Source organism: Brevundimonas sp. GW460-12-10-14-LB2, from assembly GCF_001636925.1.
Classification (GTDB): domain Bacteria; phylum Pseudomonadota; class Alphaproteobacteria; order Caulobacterales; family Caulobacteraceae; genus Brevundimonas; species Brevundimonas vesicularis.
The window spans coordinates 884,807-903,444 of sequence record NZ_CP015511.1; the positions used below are offsets into that span (position 1 = coordinate 884,807).

Here is an 18,638-nt window from a genome sequence, read left to right on the forward strand (position 1 = left end):
GTCAGGTGAAGTGGAACAGGGCCAGCAGGATGGGAATGACCACGGCGCTGCCCACGGTGGTCAGGGCGATGACGCCGGCGATCAGGGGGGCGTCGCCGCCCATTTGACGCGCCAGGATGTAGGAGGCGGCCGAGCCGGGCGCGGCGCCGCAGATTAGGGCGATGCCCTGCGCCAGGCTGTCGCCGCCCAACGCCCAGGCGATGAACCACATCAGCGGCGGCATGACACCTAGTTTGACCAGGCTGACGGCGGCGATGGTGGTGCGGCGACGTTTGACCTCGGCGAAGGACAGTCCCGCCCCGGCGACGATCAGGCCCAAGGGCAGGGCGGCGGCGCCCAGCAGGTCCATCGCATCCGACAGGCCCGGGATCAGCGGCACATGCATTAGATTCAGCGCCAGGCCGATCAGGCAGGCCAGCAGGATCGGATTGGCCAGCATCGACTTGATCAGCCCGACAACCGACGGCTCGCGCCGCAGAGATCCCCATTTCGCCAACACGGCGACGCAGGCGATGTTGGTGACGGGAATGATGAAGGCGATGGCGACCGCGGCCAGCGCCGTGCCTTCCGAGCCATAGACCGACTGGATCACCGGCACGAAGACGAAGCTGTTCCAGCGGATCACGCCCTGAAAGACGCTGGTGTAGGCCGGGCCGTCCAGGGTGATCAGAGGCTTGGACGCCAGGGTCGCGGCCGCCACGATCAGGGTCGCGCCCACCGCCGCAGCACCCGCCACGGTCGCGCCGCCGCCGGCGAGGTCGGCGTGCCAGATCGCGGGGATCAAGAAGCTGGGGTAGAAGATGTTGATCGACAGCTTCTCGATCGGCCGCCAGGCCTCGTCGGGCAGGAAGCCGGACTTTCGCAAGCCGTAGCCCAGGGCGATCATCAGAAAGACCGGCAGGACGCCGGCGATCAGGGCCGTCAAACCCAGGTCGCCTGGTCCCGAACCCGATCCAGCGCCCCTTGCAGAATCCAGGCGGCGGCGGTGCGGTCCACGACCTGGGCGCGGCGTTTGCGGTTCAGATCCAGATCCTCGATCAGGAAACGCTCGACCGCGCTGGTGGACAGGCGCTCGTCCCAGAAGGCGATGTTGACGGGCCGCAGCCGCTCCAGGTTGCGGGCGAAGGCGCGGCACGACTGGGCGCGCGGACCTTCCGTGCCGTCCATATTGGCGGGCAGGCCGATGACCAGGGCCGAAACCTTGCGATGCGCCATCAGTTTGAACAGGTGTTCGGCTTCCTGCGTGAACTTGGACTTGCGGATCAGCTCCAGCGGCGAGGCGATCAGCCGGGTGGAATCCGACACGGCGACGCCGATGGTCTTCTCGCCCAGATCCAGCCCCATCCACGGCGTGTCGGGCGGGCAGGCGGCGGGTAGGTCGAGGAGGTCGAGGACGGGCACGGCCTGCGGTTAGGACTGGCGCGCACCGAAGTCAAAGGCGATGGTGACAATGATGGACAGGAAGGACGATGACATGCGCATAGCGACAGCGGTGATGACGGCTTTCGGGCTTGTGCTGAGCGGTTGCGGACAGTCCGACGCGCCGGCGAAGACCCCGGCCGCACAGGATACCCAGACTGCGGCAGCCGCGCCGACGCCGGCCGCCATCACACGCGCGGTCACGCCCCCGACCACCGAGCCGGTCGGGCCTGCCGAACGGCGCGCGGCCGCTGCACGCGAAGAGATCGGCACGGCGGCCGATGTGTCGCAGTTGCAGGCCCTGCCGGATCAGAACGCCAAGGTCTTCAGCCTGTCGGGCGGCGATCCGGCGGTGAATGGTCTGGTGACCTATTTCGCCCTGTTCGGCGGTTCGGCCGAGGGCTGGCGCGCCTATCCTTTAGGCGACTACGCTGAATGGAAGGTCGTCGAGGCAAGGGCCGGTCGCGTGGTCCTGGCGGTGCGTCAGGACACGGCGGGGCCGAACGGCGACATCCTGAAGGTGGAGCGGACGGTTCAGATCGACTTCACCCCGAGCGGCGAGACGCCGCCGGACGCGGTGTCCGTCAGCACGTCGCAGTGACATCACGCCTGACGACGGGCGGCTGATCCTTGTGAATCCCAGTGCGGGCGGCTAATCCGACCGCTTCGTTTTCATTTTGTGTGTTGGAGGGCCGCATGGCCATCGACGCTGCGACGGTGCGCAAGGTTGCGCATCTCGCCCGCATCAAGACCCCCGAGGACCGGCTGGAGCCGCTGGCGCAGGAGCTGAACGGCATACTGGCCTGGATCGAGCAGTTGGATCAGGTGGATGTCGAAGGCGTGGAGCCGATGACTTCGAACGTCGCCCAGCCGCTGCGCCTGCGCGACGACGTCGTCACCGACGGCGCCAAGGTCGATGCGGTCCTGTCGAATGCGCCCAAGTCGGCGGACGGCTTCTTCGTCGTGCCCAAGGTGGTCGAATAGTCATGAGCGACCTGACCAAATTGACCCTGAAGGGCGCCGTCGACGGGCTGAAGGCCAAGGACTTCACCTCGGCCGAAATCACCCAGGCCTTCCTGACCACGATCGAAGCCGCCAATCCGACCCTGAACGCCTATGTCGAGGTGACGGCGGACAAGGCCATTGACATGGCGCGCGCGTCGGACGCCCGTATCGCCTCCGGCAAGGGCGGGGCGCTGGAAGGCGCGCCGTTGGGGATCAAGGACCTGTTCTGCACCGAGGGCGTGCAGACGACGGCAGGTTCCAACATGCTGCGCGGCTTTGTCCCCCCCTATGAATCGACCGTCACCGCCAATCTGTGGCGCGACGGGGCGGTCATGCTGGGCAAGCTGAACATGGACGAGTTCGCCATGGGCTCGTCCAACGAGACCTCGGCCTTCGGCCCGGTCGTGAACCCGTGGAAGTCGACCGGCTCGAACGCCGAGCTGACGCCGGGCGGTTCGTCGGGCGGTTCGGCCTCGGCCGTGGCGGCCGACCTGTGCCTGGCCGCGACGGCGTCGGACACCGGCGGGTCGATCCGCCAGCCGGCCGCCTTCACCGGCACGGTCGGGATCAAGCCCACCTATGGCCGCGCCAGCCGCTTCGGCATGGTGGCCTTCGCCTCGTCGCTGGACCAGGCCGGGCCGATCACCAAGACGGTCGAGGACGCAGCCTTGCTGCTGCAATCCATGTGCTCGTTCGACGCCAAGGATTCGACCAGCCTGGACATCGCCACGCCCGACTGGACCCAGTCGGTCGGCAAGTCGGTCAAGGGGCTGCGTATCGGCGTGCCGCGCGAATATGTCGTGGACGGGATGCCGACCGAGATTCAGGCCCTGTGGGACCAAGGCGTGGCGTGGCTGAAGGACGCCGGCTGCGAGATCGTCGAGATCAGCCTGCCGCACACCAAATACGCCCTGCCGACCTATTATATCGTGGCGCCGGCTGAGGCCTCGTCGAACCTGGCGCGCTACGACGGGATGCGGTTCGGGCATCGGGCGGAGGACTTCAAGTCGCTGGACGACCTGTATGCGACCTCGCGCGCCGAGGGCTTCGGCAAGGAGGTCCAGCGTCGCCTGACCATCGGCGCCTATGTGCTGTCGGCTGGCTTCTACGACGCCTACTACGTCAAGGCGCTGAAGGTGCGTCGCCGCATCGCCGAGGACTTCGACAACGTCTGGGGCCAGGTGGACGCCATCCTGACGCCGTCGACGCCGTCGGCCGCCTTCGCGCTGGGCGACAAGCAGATCGACCCGCTGACCATGTATCTGAACGACGTCTTCACGGTGACGACCAATCTGGCCGGACTGCCGGGCATTTCGGTGCCGGCGGGCGTTGACGCCGGCGGCCTGCCGCTGGGGCTTCAGGTCATCGGCAAGGCGCTGGACGAGGCGACGGTCTTCCAGGTCGGCGCCGCGCTGGAACGGGCGGCGGGCTTCACGGCCAAGCCGGGCAAGTGGTGGTGAGCATGAGCGACAATACCAAGACCATCAAAGGCCGCACCGGCGATTGGGAAATCGTCATGGGGCTGGAAATCCACGCCCAGGTGGCGTCGAAGGCCAAGCTGTTCTCGGGCGCCGCCGTCGGCTTCGGCGCGGGACCGAACGAGCAGGTGTCGCTGGTCGATGCGGGCTTTCCCGGCATGTTGCCGACGCTGAACAAACACTGCGTCGAACAGGCGGTGAAGACGGGCCTAGGCCTGCGCGCGCAGATCAATCGCCGCAGCCAGTTCGACCGCAAGAACTACTTCTATCCCGACCTGCCGACCGGCTATCAGATCAGCCAGCTCTATTACCCCATCGTGGGTGAAGGCGTGGTCGAGGTGGAGGCCGAGGACGGCAGCTTCTTCAACGTCGGCATCGAGCGCCTGCACTTGGAGCAGGATGCGGGCAAGCTGATCCACGACCTGTCGCCGACCGAAAGCTACGTCGACCTGAACCGGGCCGGCACGGCGCTGATGGAGATCGTCTCGCGTCCCGACCTGCGCACGCCGGACGAGGCGGTGGCTTATGTGAAGAAGATCCGGACCATCCTGATCTATCTGGGCACCTGCGACGGCGACATGGAGAAGGGCAATCTGCGGGCGGACGTGAACGTGTCGGTGTGCCGGGCAGGCAACTACGACAAGTTCAAGAAAACGGGCGACTTCAGCTATCTGGGGACGCGCTGCGAGATTAAAAACGTCAACAGCTTCCGCTTCATTTCTCAGGCGATCCAGTATGAGGCGCGCCGCCAGATCGAAATTCTGGAGGACGGCAGTTCGATCACCCAGGAGACGCGCCTGTACGATCCGACGGCCGGCGAGACGCGCTCGATGCGGTCCAAGGAAGAGGCGCAGGACTATCGCTACTTCCCCGATCCCGACCTGCTGCCGTTGGATCTGGAAGAGGCCTGGATCGCCGAGATCAAGGCGTCGCTGCCCGAGTTGCCGGACGACAAGCGCAAGCGTCTGATGGCCGACTATGGCTTATCGCAGTACGACGCCATCGTGCTGATCTCGGAACAGGCGAAGGCCGACTACTTCGAAGCCGCAGCGAAGGGTCGGGACGCCAAACTGGTCTCCAACTGGGTCACCAACGAGGTTTCGGCGCGCCTGGCCGCCGAGGGCAAGGACTTCAGCGAGAATACGCTGCCGGCGGCGCACGTCGCGCAGCTGGTGGAGTTGATCGAGACGAATGTCATTTCGTCCAAGATCGCCAAGGAGGTTTTCGATCACGTCTGGAACGGCGAAGGCTCGCCGGCCGAGGTGGTCGAGAAGCACGGCCTGAAACAGGTCACGGACACTGGCGCCATCGAAAAGGCTGTGGACGAGATCATCGCCGCAAATCCGGACAAGGCGGCGGCCGTCGCCGAAAAGCCCCAGGCCATCGGCTGGTTCGTCGGTCAGGTCATGAAGGCCACGGGCGGCAAGGCCAATCCGGCGGCGGTCAACGACATCCTGAAGGCCAAGCTGGGCCTGTAGGGCGAGGCGTCGAACGAAAAGCAAAGGCCCCGCGGAGCGATCCGCAGGGCCTTTTCCATTTCCAGGCTCAGGCCGACGGCGGGACGGGCGGCGCCGGCGGTGCGGGGGGAGCCGGAGGCGCGGGCGGGACGGGGGCGTCCGGGTCGGTTGGCGCTGGCGGAGCAGGCGGGGCAGGCGGCGCAGGCACGGCGGGATCGATCGGCGGCGGGGCCGGATGGTGCGGAGTCTGATGATCGACCGGCGGGGGCGGCGGAGGCGGCGGCGCGCTGGGCGCTTGCTGGGCGGTTGCGGCGCCGGCCAGCAGCATCGAGGCGGCCAGGGCGGTCAGTGCGATCTTCATCGGGACATGTCCTTCGGTTGAAACGCCATCCGGAAACGCTTCCGGACGTCATCGTGAATGGCGACGAAGACCAGCGTCGGAGCGCATCGCGGCCGATTTTCGTCCGGCGGGTCTCAAGTCGTTTCAAGCGCTGATTGCTGAAGCTGATCTCGGCTGAACGGCGTTTGTGGCGCAGCTGAGGGCTTCGAATACCTGGCGATCCAATGACGCATGACAAGATGTCGCACCGGAACAAGGTCACGGGAAGGTCACGGTTCGCAATCCTTTAGCGAAGCGGGGCAATAAAAAAGCCCGACGGCGCGGGGCCGTCGGGCGGATGTGCAAAATCGTCAGGCTGTTACCAGCGCCAGGCGTCGCGGACGACGTCGATAATATAGCCGTCGTATTCGTCGATCAGATACAGAGTGTTGTCGACGGAAACCCAGCGCGTGCCCTCGGGCGGATAGCCCAGGCCGTAGGTGCGCCAGTCGTTCAGCTGATAGCGCCAGAAGGCATCCGGCAGATACTGGCCGACCGACCACGACCGACCCCAGTAGGAGCGCGGCACGCTGTAGTAGCCCCAACCCGGCGCGAAGTAGAAGCCGACGCGCACGCCGTTGTAACCCCTGAAGCGCCGATCATTGCGCCACCAGTCCGAGCGGTGGTTGCGATAGAAATCCCGCCGCCATTGATCGCCGTTGAAGCGCTGGCGGAACTCGCGGTGCTGACGGTCGCGGTCACGACCGTTGTTCCACCCCGAGCCTGGACGGTCGGGACGGTTCCAGCCGTTTCCAGGACGGTCGGGGCGTTGACCGCCAGCATTTGGGCGGTCGGGCCGATCGGGTCGGTTCCAGCCGCCTTCGGGCCGGTCGGGACGCTGGCCGCCGGTATTCGGACGATCGGGTCGGTTCCAGCCGCCTTCGGGCCGGTCCGGACGCTGGCCGCCTGTATTCGGACGATCGGGCCGGTTCCAGCCGCCCTCGGGTCGGTCCGGACGCTGGCCGCCGGTATTCGGGCGATCGGGTCGGTTCCAGCCCCCTTCGGGCCGGTCCGGACGCTGGCCGCCGGTGTTGGGGCGATCAGGCCGAGACCATCCGCCTTCGGGACGATCCGGACGTTGGCCGCCTGCATCGGGACGTTCGCCACCCGACGGGCCCTCGGGACGGGGCGTATCGTTTGCGGGTCGGCTGGGACGTTCGGGGCGAGGCTCGCGCGGTCCGTCTTCACGACCCATCTGCGGACGCTCGGGCCGGTTCATGCCGCGGGCGCGGCCTTCACGCTGAGGCCGTTCCTGCTGAGCCTGGTCCTGTTCCTGGGCGAGGGCTTGCATCGGAGTTGCAAGCGGGCCGGCGACGGCGGCGATGGCGGTGAAAGCCATCAGGAGGCGTTTCATGGTCTTTGGTTCCTGCACGCCGGGTCTCCGGCGGCTTGAGGCAATCATCGATCGGTGGCGATGAACCCAGGCTGAACACTGTTCGCAATCAAGGGACTGTCGGAAAAAGCAGAACCCCGCAGGCAAGACCTGCGGGGTTCGATCGTCCGGTTATGGCGGGGCTTAATAGACGCCCGAGAGGACGCTGGCGATCAGACCGCTGGCCACGGCGATCAACAGGATGTCGTTGCCGGCGTGGACGTAGCGATAACCGCGCGGCGCTTCGCGAAGACCGTAAACATAGGGGTCGCGGACGTAGTAGCTGCGATACTGCGCCGGCAGATAGCCGCCGGTGCGCCAGCGATAGCCGCTGTAGCGCGGCTCGACCCGGTAGTAGCCGTAGCTGGGCGCATACCAGTAGCCTGAGCGCGGACCGTTGTAGCCACGGAAGTCCGAGCGGCCGCGCCACCAGTTGCTGTTGTTGCGGTCCCAGCGGTCGTTGCGCCAATCGCGACGGTCATCCCGGCGTTCGTCGCGATAGTCACGACGGTCGTCGCGGCGATCACGACGATAGTCTTGGCGGCTGTCATAGCGACCGTCGCGCCAGTCGCGGCGATCTTCACGGCGTTCCTGGCGGAAGTCGCGGCGGTCGTCACGGCGATCCTGACGATACTCGCGGCGGTCGCGGTCCTGGGCCTGAACGAGCATCGGCACGGCCGTGGTCGACAGGGCGAGGGCGACGACGGCGGCCTTGGTGAGGCGGTTCATCTTCGTGCTCCATTCTGGGCCGCCGACGGATGTGCCGACCCGACCCGTTAATGATGAGCAAGGTCGGATTTCGCGCCTGAATGCCCGCTGAACGATCGCGTCAGGTTTGCGGAGCGCTGATCGTGTGCGGAGTTGAGGCGTAAACGAGAGATTTCCGAGAGATTTCCGAGGTCTGAATCCCGTTGAAAGTATTCATTTCTGCTTTACTGAAAAGTCCGTGCGAGGCTTTACACCGTTAACTTTAACTTCAAACCACCGGTATTTGATGGCGTCTCAGAGGCGGGCCCAGAATGGCGCCCGATCAGGAGATACGGTGATGAACGCGCAAGAAATGGCGCACGACCTGCAGGCCAACGATGAAGGTCTGCCGCTGCCGACCCCGGACATGTCCGGCGACGACCTGTTCAAACTGGGCATGATGTATTCGGCCGGATCGGGCGGTTGCCCGATGGACCGGGTGTCGGCTCACATGATCTTCAACCTGGCGGCCATGAAGGGTTCGATCGAGGCGCGCGTCTATCGCCGCGAGATGAGCCTGGAGATGGAGCGTGAGGAGATCGCCGAGGCCCAGAAGGCCGCGCGGCGCTACATCGATCAGGGCGTGGTTCGGCTGGTCGCCTAAACGACCATCTAGAACTGGGCGTAGCCGTTGCCGTTCGATCCGTTGATCGAATAGCTGAAGCCGATAGGCAGGGCGGCGCGCACCTGGGTGAAGAAGGCTGCCAGTTCGCCCAGCGTCGAACGCGGCACGAAGACGATGTCGCCACGCCGCAACGGCACGACCTCGCCGCGACGCGGACGCAGGTCCACCACCCGCATCATGCGTGATCCGCCGGGGCCGCGACGAATCAGGGCCACGCTGTCCTGACGCGACGTCGGGGCGAAACCACCGGCCTGGATCACCGCCTGATAGGCGTCCAGACCGCCGATCATTTCGAAGACGCCCGGGTTGCGCACCTCGCCATCGACCCAGACGCGGATCGGGCCGGCCTGGCGCAGGGTGACCTCGACAACAGGGCGCACCAGCTGGGTAGCATAGGCCGCAGAGACGACCTGCTGAAGCTGGGGCAGGGTGCGATCCGCCGCCATGACCGATCCGATCAGGGGCAGGGCGATGCGACCATCAGGACCGACCTTGAGCGTGCGCGTCAGCTCCGAGGCCGTCGGCGTCGCCACCTCAATCTCGTCGCCGGGATACAGCAGATATTCCGGCTCCTGGTCCGTCCAGGGGGCGAAGGGCAGGCCGGCGAGCTCGTCGTAGGGCGACCGGTCGGCGCGCCGAGGATCGGGAACGCCGCCGGCACCGCCGCAGGCCGCCAGCGAGGCGGCGATGGAGGCTGAACCCAGGGTCAGCAGAAACAGGCGGCGATCGGTCAGCATGGGAATCGGTCGGCCTCGACGAGGGATATCAGGCAACCTCGCCGGTTATGGGTAATCATCGGTTAACGCCGGTGGGCGAAGGGTGACGACAACACGCCTTTCAAGGGATTCGGCCCGCCCGATGCGCTCCACCGCACACGTCACCACAAGGCCGCGCTACGGCGTTCTGGACGTGATCGGCCTGTTGTTCCGCGAACTGCTGCTGATGATCGTCGTCTTCGTGGTGATCCTGGGGCTGGGGTTCGCCGCCGCCATGACGCTGAAGAAGAGCTACACCGCCACCGGCTCGGTCTTCGCAGGCGTGGGGCAGGAATACGTCTATCAACCGCGCGTCGGCACGGCCGAGCGGGGCCAGGCGCCCCAGGGCGACGAGGTCGCCAACTCCGAAGCCGCCATCCTGGGCTCCAGCGCGGTGCGTCAGAAGGTGGTCGAGGCGCTGGGTCCCGCCGCCATCCTGGGCGAGCCGCCCAAGGGCAGTCCGCAGGCCGCACGTTCCGCTGCGCTGAAAGCCGTCGGCGGCGGCCTGGGCGTCGCCACGGCGCCGGGCAGCGCGGTCATCCACCTGACCTACAAGGCCGACGATCCCGAACGGGCGGCCCGGGTGCTGAACACGATCATCGAGCAATATCTGATCTATCGCCGCGAAGTCTTCCAGGACAAGACGCCGGCCATCGCCAGCCAGCGCATCGCTTTCGAGGATGAACTCGGTAATGCGGATCGGGCTTATGAGGCTTTCCTGGCGTCCAATGATATCGGCGACTTCACCGCGGCCAAGGCGACGCTGGCGGCGACCTATCAGACGGTCTTCACCGACCGGATGTCGACCCAGAGCCAGCTGAACCAGACCGCTCAGCGGCTTAACACCCTGGTGGCGCAGCAGGCGGGAACGCCGGCGGAGGTGGCACTGCAGCAGGATCTCAACATCTCGGCCCAGGACCAGGTGCTGCAACTGCGCACCGAGCGCGAGCAGTTGTTGTCGCGCTATCAGCCCGACGCCCAGCCGGTGAAGGACATCGAGGCGCGGATCAATCAACTGCAAGCCTATGTCGCGACCGGCACGGCCGTTGGGGCGAAGGAAGTCCGCACCGGGCCGAATCCCGTCTGGACCGAGCTGGAGACCACGCGGATCAACACCCGGGCCGAGCGCGACTCGCTGGCGGCGCGTCTGGCGGTTCTGGACCGGCAGCTGGCCGATATCCGTTCGCGGCAGGCGCGGTTGACGGCGCTGGAATCCGAGAACACGACCCTGGCGGGCAATCGCGAAGTGCTGAGCGCCTCCATCCGGGAATTCCAGCAGCGCGAGACGCAGAGCCGCGCCGACAACGCCCTGGTCGCCGCCGGCGCCGACAACGTCACCGTCATCGAGCGCGCCCAGCCGCCGGCGACGGGCAAGAGCCTGAAGATCCCGCTGCTGGCGGCGGTCTTTTTGTTTGCGGGCTTCACCGCCCTGTGTGTCGGCCTGCTGCGCGTGTTCACGCGGCGCGGCTTCACGACTCCGGCCTCGGTCAGCCGCACGCTGGACATGCCGGTCTTGGCCGTCGCGCCGGCCAAGGCGGCCTAGCGAAACTCGTGCTAGGCTGAGGGCTTAGGGAGCGCCTTGGCGATTCGATGGTCGATCTGACTTCAGAAATGGCGGGCCTGTGGGCGGCGCTGGGACCGGCGCCGGCGCACCGCGCGCGCGTGATCCAGTTTGCCTCCGCCGCGACCGGCGAGGGTGTCTCGACCGTTGCGCGAGAGTTCGCCCGATTGGCGGCGGTGCGGGCGCGCAAGCCCGTCTGGCTGATCGACGGCGATCTGGCGCAACAGGGGCAGTTGGAGACGGTGTCGGCCGAGCCGGATCGGTTCGGGCAGGTCGGAAAGGCCGCGCAAGGCTCGCCCGACGGCTCAAGCTTCTACGCCGTGACGCCGCGCGTGACCGGGCGCGACGGCAAGCCGGTGCCGGATTCGCGACTGCTGACGGCGCGGTCCTGCCTGGGCGGCCGCCTGTGGGTGACGCATTTCCACATGGAAGCGCTGCGGTCCGGGCACCGGGTCGAGGCCGTCGGCGAGCCCCGATATTGGGAGGCGCTGCGGCCCCACGCCGACACCATCGTGATCGACGCGCCCGCCGCCGATCGCAACGACATGGCGATCATCTTGGCGCCCTTCGTGGACATGACGGTGTTGGTGATCGCGGCCGAAAGCACGGCCGCCCATGCCCCGGTCATCCTGCGCGACGAGATCGAAGCGGTGGGCGGCAAGATCGCCGGCGTGGTCATGAATCGCTCGACCTACAAGGCGCCGGGCTTCCTGCGGCGATTGATGGGCTAAAGCCTTCCGAAGCGCTTTTTCGGCGTCCGCTTTCGTACATTCGGCAAGAAAATGAAGCATTTGCGGCGAAGCTCGGCGTGGATGCGGTGCCTTTCCGCGTCTTGCGCATTGTGTGGCCATGACAAAGTCCGTCGCATTCGTCGGAGCGGGGCCGACGACGCTCTACGCTCTTCATGCCCTGCTGTCTCAAGGCACCGTTTCGGCGCGGGTGACGGTGTTCGAGGCGCGCGAGACGGCCGGTTGCGGCAGCCCCTACAGCCCGGACTGGAACGACGCGGCGATGCTGTCCAACATCGCCAGCATAGAGATCCCGAAGTTACAGGACACGTTGGCCGACTGGCTGTCGGCACGAACGCCCGCCGAACTGGCAGAGCTGGACGTGGATGGGGCGTCGCTCGATGAGCGCACCTTCGTCCCACGCGTCGCCCTGGGACGATATTTCGAAAATCAGTTCGCCGCCCTGGTTCAGCAGGCCCGCGCGATGGGCGTCGTCATCGATGTGCGGACGGGATGCCGGGTCATCGACGCTGCGAACCGCAAGGACGGTATCGAGCTGACCTACACGTCGCCGCCGTCGCGGAAGGTCGCCAAGGCTGTATTCGACCACGTGGTTCTGGCGACGGGTCACCAGTGGCCGTCGCGGCCGGACGCCCAGCCCGGATATTTCCTCAGCCCCTGGCCCGCATCTGACCTCGCGGATGTTCCGGCGACGCAGATCGGCATTCGGGGGTCGTCGTTGACGGCCATCGATGCGGCCGTCGCCCTGGCCACGTCGCACGGGGACTTCGTTCGACAGGATGATCGGCTGATCTATCAGCCCGCGTCCGATACCGAAGATTTTCACATCGCCATGATGTCGCGAAAGGGACTGTTGCCCGAGGCGGATTTCTATTTTCCGCTGCCGCATCGCCCGCTGACCTATTGTACGCCCGAGGCTGTCGCTGCGGCTGCGGCGTGCGGTCCTGACGGGCTGCTGGACGCCGTGTTCGACCTTTTTCGAGCCGAACTGATCCATCTGGATCCGGACTACGCCGCCGAGACGGGACTGCATGACGCGACGCTGGAAACCTTCGCCGAGAGCTATTTCGCGCGGCGGGCATCGGTTGATCCCTTCGTCTGGGCCGCCGCGAACCTGAAGGAGGCGCAGGCGAACCATGCCGCAGAGGTGACGGTGGCCTGGCGCGACGGCATCCTGCGCATGCATGAAATCGTCGCCGTCATCGTGCCCCATCTGGACAGCATCCAGTTCGAGCGGTTCAGCCGCGCCTTCAAGCCGATCTTTGTCGATATCTACGCCGGTGTGCCGCACGAATCGATCGAGCGGATGCTGGCGCTGCACACCGCCAGACGGCTGGATGTCATCGCGCTGGGCGACGACCACGATGTCGATACGCGTTGTCCCCAAGGCGGCGCGCGGGTGACGATCGGCGACACGACGCGCCACTTCCCGATCTTCATCGAGGCGACGGGGCAAGCGGCTCTGAGCGGCATCCAGTTTCCTTTCCTGTCCTTGTTGGAGCAAGGGATCGTGCGTGATCAGGTTGCGAATGACGCGCCCGATGTCATCCGGGGGATTGCGGTCGATGACCTGTTTCGGCCGGTCGACGCACCTCTGCCGATGGATCGGCTGTTCTGTCTCAGCCTGCCGTTCATCATGGGGCGGCATCCCTTCGCGCAAGGGATCACCAGTTCGCACGAAATGGGCGGGATCGTCGGTCGGCGACTGGCGTTGATCCTGAATACCGCAAAGCCTGCGGTCGATCTTGCCGATACGGCGGCCTGACGCGAGGACGAATGAAGCTGTTTGCGATCTACATCGGCGGAGAGCACCCCGGCGCCAATATCGAGGTGCACGATATGCGGTTCCTCGTCGCCCCCACGATCGAAGTGACGAAAGACGCCTTGCTGGCGCAGTGGTGGGGACGTGAAGGGACGCTGCACATCGACTGCTGGTCTGAGATTTCGCAGGCAGACGGCTATGAGGTCAGTCTTCTGCCCACGCCCTATCAGGGCAAGGAGAAGCTCTATTACGTCAACCTGGGCGGCTACGACGGCGTGGCGTTCGCCGAGCAGCACCGCAATGTCTTCGTCGTCGCCGATAGCCTGCCGGCGGCCAAGGCGCGCGCTATCAAATTGGCCAGGGGTTGGACGGACGCGCACCGGGACGAGATGTATGAGGCCGAACAGGCGTTTGCGCTGGACGACGTTGCGGGCGGCGAACGCCTGTATATTCACCTCAAGCCCAGCCTTATGAGGGGCGATCCTGACTTCACCTGCCGCTACATGCCAATCCCCTGATCAGGCCCTAAGGCGCTTCAGCATCGCCGCGCCGTAGAGTTTCGGCTCGAAGCCTTTCGTCCAAAGGACCTTGCCGAGACCACGCGCGCAGCGGTCATAGGTGTGGGCGCGGTCGGGACGACGAAGGAGGGCGGACATCAGGGACGCGGCGCCCCAGACACCGGCTTGGGCCAGACCGACCAGCATCCATTTGATGACGCCGGGCCAGTCGCGACGGTCGGCGGCCATCTGGCTCGGGCTCTGGCCATAGGCGAAGGCGCGGGTGAGGGCGTAGTTCAGCGTGGCGCGGTGGGGCGGGGCGAACTCATCCACCCAAGCGTCGGCGGCCCAGCCGAAGCGGCCGCCGCGCGCCGACAGGGCGGTGAACAGCCGGTCGTCCTCGCCGCCCGTCTCGTTCATGGCGACATCGAAGGGGGCCTCGCCGGGCAGGGCGGTCGCGCGCACCATCAGGCTGTTCCCGCAACCGTGGATGTCGTCGGTCAGGCCGGTCTCGCGCGGGCCTTCGCGGCCGAAGAACCGCTCCAGATAGGCGGTGGTCCAGCCGGTGTTGTCCGGCACGCGCCCGCGAATGGGGCCGAAGACGACATCGGCGCCGGTCTGGCCTTGCGCGTCCAGCATGGCACTGAGCCAGCCGGGGGAGGCGGCCTCGTCGTCGTCGAGGAAGGCGATCAGGGAAGCGTCCGTGGCGGACAGGCCGACGTTGCGTGCGGTCGCCACGCCGGGGACGGGGGCGTGGGCGTAGGACAGTGGGACGGGCGCCTCGGCGCGCAGTCGCTCGATCAGGGCGGCGGCGGACCCTTCCGGGTCGTTGTCGGCGATGACGATGGCGGCGACGCGGTGCAGCGATCCGGTCTGGGCGAACACCGAACGCAGAGCCCGCTCCAGGCTGTCGGGGCGGCGCAGGGTCGGGATGATGACGGCGACATCGCGCATGGTCAGACAGCGTCCGCATAGACGGCGGCGCGGTAGAGCCGCAGTGCAAAGGCGCGGGCCTTGACCGGCAGGGCCGTCGTCAAGGCGGCCTGTTTCATAAGGCGACGCGCCAGCAGCAGGGCGGGCAGGCGTTTCAGGGCGCGCGCCGCCTTGTAGCTGGGATAGGTCCGGACGATGGCGGGGTGCAGGGCGACGACGCGGGCGAAGTTGGCGGCGCCCTGATCGAACTTGCGCGCCAGATCCTCGACCGTGTCCAGGCCCATATGGGTGGCTGGATTGTCGACATGGACGACGGGAAAGCGGCGCGAGACACGCATGGCCCACTCCACATCTTCCCAGCCCCACCCGCTGAAACCGGGATCGAAGGATTCGGAGGCGAAGACGTCGCGGCGGACCAAGAGGTTGGAGGTATAGACGTATTTCTCGGGCGTCAGGGCGCGCTGCGACGCCGGCAGGCATTCCGAGGCGCCGGACAGGGCTCGGTGAACGGCGAACCGCGCGTCGGTCGGCGCTTGATCCAGCGAGAAGCCGCCGAAAGCCACGGCGGGCGCGTCCTGGGCCACCAGTCGCAGCCAGTTTTGCAGGAAGACCGGCGTGTCGGGCCGCATGTCGCTGTCGAGGAACAGATAGGACTCACCCCGCGCGGCGGTGGTCAGGCGGTTGCGGCCCCTGGCGCGGCCCTCGTTGGCGGCAAGGGTGATCAGGCGGACGGGCAGTCGCAACGTACTGATCGTCGTTTGCAGCTGCTGGGTCAGGTCGGAGTCGGCCGTGCCGTCGTCCAGCAGAATTAGCTCGACGGCGCCTGCGAGGGCGGAGGCCTCGGTGTCCAGTTGGCGCAGCAAACCTTGCGGTTCGTCACGCAGGAAGGGGATCAGGACCGAGATCGTCGGCGTCGCCTGCGACCAGGCGGCGTTGTCGTGGACATAGGCGCTCATGCCGTCACGCTCCGACGCGCGCGGATCAGGCGCAACAGCACGTCACGCACCCCGGCGGCGTTCAAGGTCAGGGCCACGGCCGCATAGACGACCCCACCCACGCTCGCGTCCAGCATCAGCTCCACGAAACCGCCGATGGGCGGCAGCATCCAAACGATTGCGGCCATGACGGCGGAGGCGATCCCGCAGCGGATCAGCGCCTCCCAAGGCATCGGCAGGGCGATGGCGCGGCGGCTGAGCAGGATGCAGGCGATCAGGCCGATAGCGAAGCTGGCGGTGGTGGAGACGGCCGCGCCGGTCACGCCCATGCGGGGGATCAGCACCAGGTTCAGCGCGACGTTGCACAGGGCCGGGATCGCCATCGTCACCAGCAGCAGGCCGGTCTTCTTGCCCAGGGTGAAGCCGAAGCCGAAATAATAGGCGATCATGCCCGACAGAAAGGACGAGGCGGCGATCCACGGCGTGACCAGGGCGGCGGCGGCGCGCAGATCCTGGCCGATCATCAACTCCGCCAGCGGCCTCGCGACCAGCGACAAGCCGACGGCGGCGGGCAGGCCGATCAGGATCAGGGTCGAACCCTGCTCGATGGCCGTCTGACGCAGCGCCTCACGCCCGCCGCGCTCCAGCGCCATGACCATGGCCGGCGCCCCCGCCGCGCCCAGCCAGATGAAGATGACGTCCAGTGTCCGGTTCGCCAGGCTGTAGCTGGCGTGATAGGCGCCGACCGCCGCCGCATCCATGAAGGCGGCCAGCAAGAACCGATCGGTCGAGGCCAGCACCAGCGCAAGCGTCAGCGACGCCGCAATGGGATAGCCATAGAGGGCGTAAGCCTTCAGCCGCGTGCGATCCACGGTCCCGCCCGTCGACTGACGCAACTCGCCCGGCAGGATGAAGGGCAGGGCGAACAGGGGGGCGATGGCCAGACCCAGCAGAGGCGAGGCCGCGCCGGCGCCGGCGAGCGCAAATCCTGCGCCGACTAGAAAACCCAGTATGGCCACGCCGATGTCCACGGCGGCGGATTTCGACACCTCGCCCGCCGCGCGATACCGCTCCTGCGCCAGTTTGGCGAGGTTGCGCACCGGCGCGCCGGCCAGGCCGAAGGCGACGGCGATCTTGAACGCGGGCGTCAGGGGCGCCAGCCAGACGATCAGGGCCGCGATGGGCGTGAAGACGGCGATGATGGCGAAGGAGGTGCGGTACAGGCTGGCGAAATGGGTCGCCAGACCCTCAGGCGTGCGCTCGGCCGCCCAGAACCGCGCCATCGACGCCTCCAGCCAGGTGAAGGTGACGGTGTGCGCCAGGGTCGTGACCGAAAAGGCCAGGGCGTAATGGCCGAAGTCATCGGCGCTGAGCAGGCGCGTGAAGACGAAGATGGTCAGGAAACCGACCACCCCCTGGACGATCTGGGCCGGCAGATAGCCCCAGACGCCGCGCCAGAACATGCGCTTCTCGCTCAACGCACGGCCGCCCGGTCGCCCAGCAGGACGGGGATAGTGACGGCGATGACCCACAGGTCCAGCCAGAAGGACTGGCGTTCGATATATTCGATGTCCAGCTGCACGCGCTCGCGCACCTGGGCCTCGGTGTCCACCGGCCCGCGCGAACCCTTGATGGCGGCCCAGCCGGTCATGCCGGGCTTGATGCGATGGCGGTGGGCGTATTCGGCGACCAGCAAGGCGGACTCGGTCTCGCCGGTCTTCATGCCGATGGCGTGGGGCCGGGGGCCGACTAGGGACATCTCGCCGGACAGGACGTTGAAGATCTGGGGCAGCTCATCCAGGCTGGTGGCGCGAATGAAACGGCCCACGCGGGTGACGCGGTCATCGTCGGCGCAGACCTGTCGGCTGGCGGTGGCGTCGGCGGCGGCGTGGCGCATCGAGCGGAACTTCCACACGACAATAGTCTCGTGATTGAACCCATGACGACGCTGGCGGAAGAAGACGGGGCCACGGCTGTCCAGCTTCACCGCCAGTGCGACCAAGGACATGATGGGGGCAGCAACCACCAGGGCTGCAGCGCCGATTACCAGATCCTGCATCCGCTTGTTGAAGGCCCGGCGGTCCGGGTCGGCAGGACCATCCAGAGACGCAAGCGGCGCATTCGCCAGCCTGTTCAGCAGTCCATCGCGACCCAGTTCTGAATCAACCAGGACCGTCAGCGGATTGGGCAGGGCGTTCAAGGTCTGCGTCAGGTCGCGCACGCGCTGGCCGGCCTCGGGATCTATGGCCAGCACGATCCGGTCGACATAGGGCGTCAGTCGGTGGGTCAGCAGGGCCTTCGCGTCGCCCAGCACCGGTACGCCGGCGACGCTCTCTGGCGATCTGGCCAAGCGGTCGTCGAACACGCCGAGCACATTCATGTCGCGCCGCTCCAACGCCTGTTCGATCAGACGTCGCGCGTTTCGGGTCGCACCGACGATGACGATGTTGGGCGACAGCACGCCCAGCCGACGCCACCGTGCAATGACGACCAGCCACAGGCCGTGCAACAGCGCCAAGGCGGCCGTCGTCGTCAGCGCCCAAGGCGCAATGACGTCCAGCGCCGGGCGGTCCAGCAGCCAACCCAGAACGAGCGCCACGCCGGCCGAGACGACTCCCACGCCCACAACGCCCGCCATGTGCAGAGGCCAGGGCGTGTCGCGTCCGAATCGATAAAGCTGAAGCGCGCGCATCAGCTCGAGCACCAAAACGGCGCCGACGACCACGGGCGCGGCGTCGCCGACCGTGATCGAGGCCAGACCCGTCGGCTGGATCGCCAGGACCGCGCTGAAAGCCAGGCCGCACACCATCAACACGTCGATCAGCCGGAAATAGTGCGCCGACAAGCGCACGGACGATCGCTCGCGCGCATTCAGCCAGATCTCCGGCCGGAACGGCCCGCGCGACGGCCGGCTCTTGAGCGGCGTGTCGGCGGCGAGACTGGCGGGACGGTCGAGCAAGAGGC

19 protein-coding genes are annotated in these 18,638 nt (G+C 66.8%); 9 read left to right on the forward strand and 10 right to left on the reverse strand.

Going from position 1 to position 18,638, the window contains the following annotated elements:
- Nucleotide 1 precedes the first annotated feature (1 nt).
- Entirely contained in the window at nucleotides 2-925 is a 924-nt protein-coding gene (locus tag A4249_RS04265; RefSeq protein WP_066551286.1) for an AEC family transporter, read from the reverse strand.
- Nucleotides 922-1,401: a Holliday junction resolvase RuvX gene (gene ruvX, locus A4249_RS04270; RefSeq protein WP_017506485.1), complete on the reverse strand. Its 480-nt coding sequence runs from the start codon at nucleotides 1,399-1,401 to the stop codon at nucleotides 922-924. Before ruvX ends, A4249_RS04265 begins: the two co-directional genes overlap by 4 nt.
- Before the next feature lie 73 nt (nucleotides 1,402-1,474).
- Between ruvX and A4249_RS04275 the strand changes: the two genes are divergently transcribed.
- From A4249_RS04275 to gatB, 4 genes are all read left to right on the forward strand, one after another.
- Complete coding sequence (locus A4249_RS04275; protein ID WP_156494628.1) at nucleotides 1,475-2,020, forward strand: hypothetical protein; 546 nt, start codon at nucleotides 1,475-1,477, stop codon at nucleotides 2,018-2,020.
- Between the two features lie 95 nt (nucleotides 2,021-2,115).
- On the forward strand, nucleotides 2,116-2,403 hold the full coding sequence (gene gatC / locus A4249_RS04280; RefSeq protein ID WP_039247681.1) for an Asp-tRNA(Asn)/Glu-tRNA(Gln) amidotransferase subunit GatC: 288 nt from the start codon (nucleotides 2,116-2,118) through the stop codon (nucleotides 2,401-2,403).
- Nucleotides 2,404-2,405: 2 nt separating this feature from the next.
- Nucleotides 2,406-3,884 (forward strand): Asp-tRNA(Asn)/Glu-tRNA(Gln) amidotransferase subunit GatA, encoded by a 1,479-nt coding sequence (gene gatA / locus A4249_RS04285; protein ID WP_066551290.1) that lies wholly within the window; start codon nucleotides 2,406-2,408, stop codon nucleotides 3,882-3,884.
- A 2-nt stretch (nucleotides 3,885-3,886) separates the two neighbouring features.
- On the forward strand, nucleotides 3,887-5,380 hold the full coding sequence (gatB, locus tag A4249_RS04290; RefSeq protein WP_066551291.1) for an Asp-tRNA(Asn)/Glu-tRNA(Gln) amidotransferase subunit GatB: 1,494 nt from the start codon (nucleotides 3,887-3,889) through the stop codon (nucleotides 5,378-5,380).
- Nucleotides 5,381-5,447: 67 nt separating this feature from the next.
- Here gatB and A4249_RS04295 read toward each other — a convergent pair whose 3' ends face one another.
- The 3 genes from A4249_RS04295 to A4249_RS04305 form a co-directional block, all read right to left on the reverse strand.
- A complete protein-coding gene (locus tag A4249_RS04295; RefSeq protein WP_066551292.1) occupies nucleotides 5,448-5,720 on the reverse strand; it encodes a hypothetical protein in 273 nt (90 codons plus the stop codon).
- Between the two features lie 337 nt (nucleotides 5,721-6,057).
- The gene (locus A4249_RS16890) at nucleotides 6,058-7,092 is read right to left on the reverse strand and encodes an RcnB family protein (protein ID WP_231868766.1); all 1,035 of its coding nucleotides are present in this window, start codon (nucleotides 7,090-7,092) and stop codon (nucleotides 6,058-6,060) included.
- A gap of 162 nt (nucleotides 7,093-7,254) precedes the next feature.
- Nucleotides 7,255-7,839: an RcnB family protein gene (locus tag A4249_RS04305; RefSeq protein ID WP_055753440.1), complete on the reverse strand. Its 585-nt coding sequence runs from the start codon at nucleotides 7,837-7,839 to the stop codon at nucleotides 7,255-7,257.
- 316 nt (nucleotides 7,840-8,155) lie between these two features.
- Here A4249_RS04305 and A4249_RS04310 point away from each other — a divergent pair, with 316 nt between their 5' ends.
- Nucleotides 8,156-8,461, forward strand: coding sequence for a hypothetical protein (locus tag A4249_RS04310; RefSeq protein WP_066551293.1), 306 nt, complete (start codon nucleotides 8,156-8,158; stop codon nucleotides 8,459-8,461).
- A gap of 8 nt (nucleotides 8,462-8,469) precedes the next feature.
- Here A4249_RS04310 and A4249_RS04315 read toward each other — a convergent pair whose 3' ends face one another.
- Nucleotides 8,470-9,219, reverse strand: a complete 750-nt coding sequence (locus A4249_RS04315; RefSeq protein ID WP_066551294.1) for a polysaccharide biosynthesis/export family protein — start codon at nucleotides 9,217-9,219, stop codon at nucleotides 8,470-8,472.
- A 121-nt stretch (nucleotides 9,220-9,340) separates the two neighbouring features.
- Here A4249_RS04315 and A4249_RS04320 point away from each other — a divergent pair, with 121 nt between their 5' ends.
- The 4 genes from A4249_RS04320 (at nucleotide 9,341) to A4249_RS04335 (ending at nucleotide 13,827) form a co-directional block, all read left to right on the forward strand.
- Nucleotides 9,341-10,780, forward strand: a complete 1,440-nt coding sequence (locus A4249_RS04320; RefSeq protein ID WP_066551296.1) for a GumC family protein — start codon at nucleotides 9,341-9,343, stop codon at nucleotides 10,778-10,780.
- Between the two features lie 47 nt (nucleotides 10,781-10,827).
- Nucleotides 10,828-11,529, forward strand: coding sequence for a hypothetical protein (locus A4249_RS04325; RefSeq protein ID WP_017506474.1), 702 nt, complete (start codon nucleotides 10,828-10,830; stop codon nucleotides 11,527-11,529).
- Between the two features lie 118 nt (nucleotides 11,530-11,647).
- A complete protein-coding gene (locus A4249_RS04330) occupies nucleotides 11,648-13,312 on the forward strand; it encodes an FAD/NAD(P)-binding protein (protein ID WP_066551298.1) in 1,665 nt (554 codons plus the stop codon).
- An 11-nt stretch (nucleotides 13,313-13,323) separates the two neighbouring features.
- Nucleotides 13,324-13,827 carry a DUF1543 domain-containing protein gene (locus tag A4249_RS04335; RefSeq protein ID WP_066551300.1) on the forward strand — a complete coding sequence of 168 codons (504 nt, stop codon included), beginning with the start codon at nucleotides 13,324-13,326 and terminating at the stop codon, nucleotides 13,825-13,827.
- Here the strand turns inward: A4249_RS04335 and A4249_RS04340 are convergent, their stop codons facing one another.
- Genes A4249_RS04340 through A4249_RS04355 form a run of 4 tightly spaced genes read right to left on the reverse strand, consistent with a single transcriptional unit; the run spans nucleotide 13,828 to nucleotide 18,633 of the window.
- On the reverse strand, nucleotides 13,828-14,760 hold the full coding sequence (locus A4249_RS04340; protein WP_066551302.1) for a glycosyltransferase family 2 protein: 933 nt from the start codon (nucleotides 14,758-14,760) through the stop codon (nucleotides 13,828-13,830).
- Nucleotides 14,761-14,762: 2 nt separating this feature from the next.
- Entirely contained in the window at nucleotides 14,763-15,695 is a 933-nt protein-coding gene (locus tag A4249_RS04345; protein ID WP_066551304.1) for a glycosyltransferase family 2 protein, read from the reverse strand.
- Nucleotides 15,692-17,137, reverse strand: a complete 1,446-nt coding sequence (locus A4249_RS04350; protein WP_066551306.1) for an oligosaccharide flippase family protein — start codon at nucleotides 17,135-17,137, stop codon at nucleotides 15,692-15,694. Before A4249_RS04350 ends, A4249_RS04345 begins: the two co-directional genes overlap by 4 nt.
- Nucleotides 17,138-17,148: 11 nt before the next feature.
- Nucleotides 17,149-18,633 (reverse strand): exopolysaccharide biosynthesis polyprenyl glycosylphosphotransferase, encoded by a 1,485-nt coding sequence (locus A4249_RS04355; protein ID WP_066551308.1) that lies wholly within the window; start codon nucleotides 18,631-18,633, stop codon nucleotides 17,149-17,151.
- Nucleotides 18,634-18,638: the final 5 nt, after the last annotated feature.

Excerpts from the sequence above, each read along its gene's own strand:
- A4249_RS04275 (WP_156494628.1), top strand. The coding sequence starts at position 1,475 with ATGCGCATAGCGACAGCGGTGATGACGGCTTTCGGGCTTGTGCTGAGC.
- gatC (WP_039247681.1), top strand. The coding sequence starts at position 2,116 with ATGGCCATCGACGCTGCGACGGTGCGCAAGGTTGCGCATCTCGCCCGC.
- gatA (WP_066551290.1), top strand. The coding sequence starts at position 2,406 with ATGAGCGACCTGACCAAATTGACCCTGAAGGGCGCCGTCGACGGGCTG.
- gatB (WP_066551291.1), top strand. The coding sequence starts at position 3,887 with ATGAGCGACAATACCAAGACCATCAAAGGCCGCACCGGCGATTGGGAA.
- A4249_RS04295 (WP_066551292.1), bottom strand. The coding sequence starts at position 5,720 with ATGAAGATCGCACTGACCGCCCTGGCCGCCTCGATGCTGCTGGCCGGC.
- A4249_RS16890 (WP_231868766.1), bottom strand. The coding sequence starts at position 7,092 with ATGAAACGCCTCCTGATGGCTTTCACCGCCATCGCCGCCGTCGCCGGC.
- A4249_RS04305 (WP_055753440.1), bottom strand. The coding sequence starts at position 7,839 with ATGAACCGCCTCACCAAGGCCGCCGTCGTCGCCCTCGCCCTGTCGACC.
- A4249_RS04310 (WP_066551293.1), top strand. The coding sequence starts at position 8,156 with ATGAACGCGCAAGAAATGGCGCACGACCTGCAGGCCAACGATGAAGGT.
- A4249_RS04315 (WP_066551294.1), bottom strand. The coding sequence starts at position 9,219 with ATGCTGACCGATCGCCGCCTGTTTCTGCTGACCCTGGGTTCAGCCTCC.
- A4249_RS04320 (WP_066551296.1), top strand. The coding sequence starts at position 9,341 with ATGCGCTCCACCGCACACGTCACCACAAGGCCGCGCTACGGCGTTCTG.
- A4249_RS04325 (WP_017506474.1), top strand. The coding sequence starts at position 10,828 with ATGGTCGATCTGACTTCAGAAATGGCGGGCCTGTGGGCGGCGCTGGGA.
- A4249_RS04330 (WP_066551298.1), top strand. The coding sequence starts at position 11,648 with ATGACAAAGTCCGTCGCATTCGTCGGAGCGGGGCCGACGACGCTCTAC.
- A4249_RS04335 (WP_066551300.1), top strand. The coding sequence starts at position 13,324 with ATGAAGCTGTTTGCGATCTACATCGGCGGAGAGCACCCCGGCGCCAAT.
- A4249_RS04340 (WP_066551302.1), bottom strand. The coding sequence starts at position 14,760 with ATGCGCGATGTCGCCGTCATCATCCCGACCCTGCGCCGCCCCGACAGC.
- A4249_RS04345 (WP_066551304.1), bottom strand. The coding sequence starts at position 15,695 with ATGAGCGCCTATGTCCACGACAACGCCGCCTGGTCGCAGGCGACGCCG.
- A4249_RS04350 (WP_066551306.1), bottom strand. The coding sequence starts at position 17,137 with ATGTTCTGGCGCGGCGTCTGGGGCTATCTGCCGGCCCAGATCGTCCAG.